Consider the following 5,479-nt stretch of genomic DNA (forward strand, 5'->3'; position numbering starts at 1 on the left):
TTTTAGGCATTAGGCGCCTGACGATGACCTACTCTCACATGGGCAACGCCACACTACCATCGGCGCAGGTCTGTTTCACTTCTGAGTTCGGGATGGGATCAGGTGGTTCCAGACCGCTATGGTCGTCAGGCAAAACGGTTGATCACTGGGGGACGAGAAGGAACTGAGTGATGTTGATTTCGATTGAGCGGTTAGGCTCTGCGTTATCCGCAATTGTCTTGGGTGTTATATAGTCAAGCCGCACGAGCAATTAGTATCGGTTAGCTCAACGCCTCGCAGCGCTTACACACCCGACCTATCAACGTCCTGGTCTTGAACGGCTCTTCAGGAGGCTCGAGGCCTCGGGGAGATCTCATCTTGGAAGGGGCTTCCCGCTTAGATGCTTTCAGCGGTTATCCTGTCCGAACATAGCTACCGGGCAATGCCACTGGCGTGACAACCCGAACACCAGAGGTTCGTCCACTCCGGTCCTCTCGTACTAGGAGCAGCTTTCCTCAAATCTCCAACGTCCACGGCAGATAGGGACCGAACTGTCTCACGACGTTCTAAACCCAGCTCGCGTACCACTTTAAATGGCGAACAGCCATACCCTTGGGACCGGCTTCAGCCCCAGGATGTGATGAGCCGACATCGAGGTGCCAAACACCGCCGTCGATGTGAACTCTTGGGCGGTATCAGCCTGTTATCCCCGGAGTACCTTTTATCCGTTGAGCGATGGCCCTTCCATACAGAACCACCGGATCACTATGACCTACTTTCGTACCTGCTCGACGTGTCTGTCTCGCAGTCAAGCGGGCTTGTGCCATTACACTAACCGCACGATGTCCGACCGTGCTTAGCCCACCTTTGTGCTCCTCCGTTACGCTTTGGGAGGAGACCGCCCCAGTCAAACTACCCACCACACAGTGTCCTCAACCCCGATAAGGGGCCAGAGTTAGAACCTCAAACATGCCAGGCTGGTATTTCAAGGTTGGCTCCACCGGAACTGGCGTCCCGGTTTCAAAGCCTCCCAGCTATCCTACACAAGCATGCTCAAAGTTCACTGTGAAGCTATAGTAAAGGTTCACGGGGTCTTTCCGTCTAGCCGCGGATACACCGCATCTTCACGGCGATTTCAATTTCACTGAGTCTCGGGTAGAGACAGCGCCCCCATCGTTACGCCATTCGTGCAGGTCGGAACTTACCCGACAAGGAATTTCGCTACCTTAGGACCGTTATAGTTACGGCCGCCGTTTACCGGGGCTTCGATCAAGAGCTTCGCACGAATGCTAACCCCATCAATTAACCTTCCGGCACCGGGCAGGCGTCACACCCTATACGTCCACTTTCGTGTTTGCAGAGTGCTGTGTTTTTAATAAACAGTCGCAGGGGCCTGGTATCTTCGACCGGCTTCCGCTCCACCCGCAGGGGTTTCACGTACACACCGGCGTGCCTTCTCCCGAAGTTACGGCACCATTTTGCCTAGTTCCTTTACCCGAGTTCTCTCAAGCGCCTTGGTATTCTCTACCTGACCACCTGTGTCGGTTTGGGGTACGGTCTCGAATAGCCTGAAGCTTAGAAGATTTTCCTGGAAGCAGGGCATCAATGACTTCGCGCCCTTGGGCACTCGTCGTCGCGTCTCGGGATTGTGGACCCGGATTTGCCTAAGTCCACTCCCTACATGCTTAAACCGGGGCAACCGTCGCCCGGCTCACCTAGCCTTCTCCGTCTCTCCATCGCAGCTATCCAAGGTACGGGAATATTAACCCGTTTCCCATCGACTACACCTTTCGGTCTCGCCTTAGGGGCCGACTCACCCTGCGCCGATTAGCGTTGCGCAGGAACCCTTGGTCTTCCGGCGTGCGGGTTTTTCACCCGCATTGTCGTTACTCATGTCAGCATTCGCACTTCTGATACCTCCAGCATGCTTCTCAACACACCTTCGCAGGCTTACAGAACGCTCCCCTACCCCGCATACAAAGTATGCAGCCGCAGCTTCGGTGACCAGTTTGAGCCCCGTTACATCTTCCGCGCAGGCCGACTCGACTAGTGAGCTATTACGCTTTCTTTAAAGGGTGGCTGCTTCTAAGCCAACCTCCTAGCTGTCTGAGCCTTCCCACATCGTTTCCCACTTAACTGGTACTTTGGGACCTTAGCTGGCGGTCTGGGTTGTTTCCCTCTTCACGACGGACGTTAGCACCCGCCGTGTGTCTCCCGGATAGTACTCACAGGTATTCGGAGTTTGCATGGGGTTGGTAAGTCGAGATGACCCCCTAGCCCAAACAGTGCTCTACCCCCTGTGGTATTCGTCCGAGGCGCTACCTAAATAGCTTTCGGGGAGAACCAGCTATCTCCGGGCTTGATTAGCCTTTCACTCCGATCCACAAGTCATCCCCTGGCTTTTCAACGACAGTGGGTTCGGTCCTCCAGTGCCTGTTACGGCACCTTCAACCTGCTCATGGATAGATCGCCCGGTTTCGGGTCTATGCCCAGCGACTAATTCGCCCTATTCAGACTCGGTTTCCCTACGGCTCCCCTAAACGGTTAACCTCGCCACTGAACATAAGTCGCTGACCCATTATACAAAAGGTACGCCGTCACAGAACAAGTCTGCTCCGACTGCTTGTACGCATACGGTTTCAGGGTCTATTTCACTCCCCTCACAGGGGTTCTTTTCGCCTTTCCCTCACGGTACTGGTTCACTATCGGTCAGTCAGGAGTATTTAGCCTTGGAGGATGGTCCCCCCATGTTCAGTCAACGTTTCTCGTGCGCCGACCTACTCGATTTCACTGAACTCAGGTTTCGGATACGGGGCTATCACCCACTATGGCGGCACTTTCCAGAGCCTTCTCCTACCAGTTGTTCAGCTTAAGGGCTGGTCCCCGTTCGCTCGCCGCTACTTAGGGAATCTCGGTTGATTTCTTTTCCTCAGGGTACTTAGATGTTTCAGTTCCCCTGGTTCGCCTCTTACACCTATGGATTCAGTGTAAGATACCAACCCGAAGGTTGGTGGGTTTCCCCATTCAGAGATGTCCGGATCACAGCTCGTTTGCCAGCTCCCCGAACCTTATCGCAGGCTTCCACGTCTTTCATCGCCTCTGACTGCCAAGGCATCCACCGTATGCGCTTAGTTGCTTGACTATATAACCCCAAGACAACTGATCACGAATCCACACTCATCACCAGGCAAGCCTGATTCCGAGGTATCTTCGAGACAGTCACTTGAAGCAATAGAACAACCACTTCAACGACAACACCGGATAACGCTTGAAATCGCTATCACTTTGAACATTTTCTCTCGGAGATAATGAGAGAAAAATATTCGTGTTCTATCTCGTCCAATTTGTTAAAGAGCAAATCTGACCCAGTGATCAGAAAGAAGGGCTTCGAACTTTCATCAAGTTGAAACACTTGTTTCTGCACACTGCTAACCGAAGTTAGTCAGTAAAGTTTGGTGGAGCTAGGCAGGATCGAACTGCCGACCTCCTGCGTGCAAGGCAGGCGCTCTCCCAGCTGAGCTATAGCCCCAAGAAGCTATCTACAAGAATTGATCAGATCTAGGCGTCGAAGTGCGCCGCATAGCCTGCTATGCAAGTACTTCGACAACGACGAGCTGAACAATTCTGGTGGGTCTGGGTGGACTTGAACCACCGACCTCACCCTTATCAGGGGTGCGCTCTAACCACCTGAGCTACAGACCCAAAACACGGGCCTGCAACGACCCATCTGCTCTCTTTATTAGCCAACCAAGTAATTCGTGTGGACTCTGACCGAAGCATTCGGCTTCGTTTAAGGAGGTGATCCAGCCGCAGGTTCCCCTACGGCTACCTTGTTACGACTTCACCCCAGTCATGAACCACACCGTGGTAATCGTCCTCCCGAAGGTTAGACTAACTACTTCTGGTGCAATCCACTCCCATGGTGTGACGGGCGGTGTGTACAAGGCCCGGGAACGTATTCACCGCGACATTCTGATTCGCGATTACTAGCGATTCCGACTTCACGGAGTCGAGTTGCAGACTCCGATCCGGACTACGACGCGTTTTAAGGGATTGGCTCACTCTCGCGAGTTGGCAGCCCTCTGTACGCGCCATTGTAGCACGTGTGTAGCCCTGGCCGTAAGGGCCATGATGACCTGACGTCATCCCCACCTTCCTCCGGTTTGTCACCGGCAGTCTCCCTGGAGTTCTCAGCATTACCTGCTAGCAACCAGGGATAGGGGTTGCGCTCGTTACGGGACTTAACCCAACATCTCACGACACGAGCTGACGACGGCCATGCAGCACCTGTCTCAGAGTTCCCGAAGGCACCAATCCATCTCTGGAAAGTTCTCTGGATGTCAAGGCCAGGTAAGGTTCTTCGCGTTGCGTCGAATTAAACCACATGCTCCACCGCTTGTGCGGGCCCCCGTCAATTCATTTGAGTTTTAACCTTGCGGCCGTACTCCCCAGGCGGTCAACTTAGTGCGTTAGCTGCGCCACTAAGACTTCAAGAGTCCCAACGGCTAGTTGACATCGTTTACGGCGTGGACTACCAGGGTATCTAATCCTGTTTGCTCCCCACGCTTTCGCACCTCAGTGTCAGTGTTGGTCCAGGTAGCCGCCTTCGCCACTGGTGTTCCTTCCTATATCTACGCATTTCACCGCTACACAGGAAATTCCACTACCCTCTACCACACTCTAGTCTGACAGTTCGAAATGCCGTTCCCAGGTTAAGCCCGGGGCTTTCACATCTCGCTTACCAAACCACCTACGCGCGCTTTACGCCCAGTAATTCCGATTAACGCTTGCACCCTCCGTATTACCGCGGCTGCTGGCACGGAGTTAGCCGGTGCTTCTTCTGTAGGTAACGTCAAGCCTCATGGGTATTAGCCATAAGGTTTTCCTCCCTACTGAAAGTGCTTTACAACCCGAAAGCCTTCTTCACACACGCGGCATGGCTGGATCAGGGTTGCCCCCATTGTCCAATATTCCCCACTGCTGCCTCCCGTAGGAGTTCGGGCCGTGTCTCAGTCCCGATGTGGCTGATCATCCTCTCAGACCAGCTACGGATCGTCGCCTTGGTAGGCCTTTACCCCACCAACTAGCTAATCCGACTTAGGCTCATCCAATAGCGCAAGGTCCGAAGATCCCCTGCTTTCTCCCGTAGGACGTATGCGGTATTAATCCGGGTTTCCCCGGGCTATCCCCCACTACTGGGCAGATTCCTAAGCATTACTCACCCGTCCGCCGCTCGTCAGCGGGTAGCAAGCTACCCCTGTTACCGCTCGACTTGCATGTGTTAAGCCTGCCGCCAGCGTTCAATCTGAGCCATGATCAAACTCTTCAGTTTAAATCATACAAGAACTCGAAAGTTCTTAATTCTTGCTCAAGACAAAACTCAATTTCGACGAGTCACTGTCCTGATATTTCGTGTCCGAAATACCTCGGCCAGCGCCCACACGAATTACTTGGTTAACTTTTTAAAGAGCGTTTGAGCTGTTGCTCAATCAAGGCCGCG

2 tRNA genes and 3 rRNA genes are annotated in these 5,479 nt (G+C 53.5%); all 5 read right to left on the minus strand.

What is annotated here, in order from left to right:
- Positions 1–15: 15 nt before the first annotated feature.
- Positions 16–130, minus strand: a 5S ribosomal RNA gene (gene rrf, locus Q674_RS36965).
- A gap of 99 nt (positions 131–229) precedes the next feature.
- Positions 230–3,121, minus strand: a 23S ribosomal RNA gene (locus Q674_RS36970).
- A gap of 311 nt (positions 3,122–3,432) precedes the next feature.
- Positions 3,433–3,508, minus strand: a tRNA-Ala gene (locus Q674_RS36975).
- Between the two features lie 96 nt (positions 3,509–3,604).
- Positions 3,605–3,681: transfer RNA gene (locus tag Q674_RS36980), tRNA-Ile, on the minus strand.
- An 89-nt stretch (positions 3,682–3,770) separates the two neighbouring features.
- A 16S ribosomal RNA gene (locus tag Q674_RS36985) occupies positions 3,771–5,311 on the minus strand.
- Together the 16S, 23S and 5S rRNA genes with 2 tRNA genes alongside form the textbook arrangement of a ribosomal RNA operon.
- Between the last annotated feature and the right edge of the window lie 168 nt (positions 5,312–5,479).

Source organism: Marinobacter sp. EVN1 (assembly GCF_000475375.1).
In the GTDB taxonomy this organism is placed as follows: domain Bacteria; phylum Pseudomonadota; class Gammaproteobacteria; order Pseudomonadales; family Oleiphilaceae; genus Marinobacter; species Marinobacter nauticus.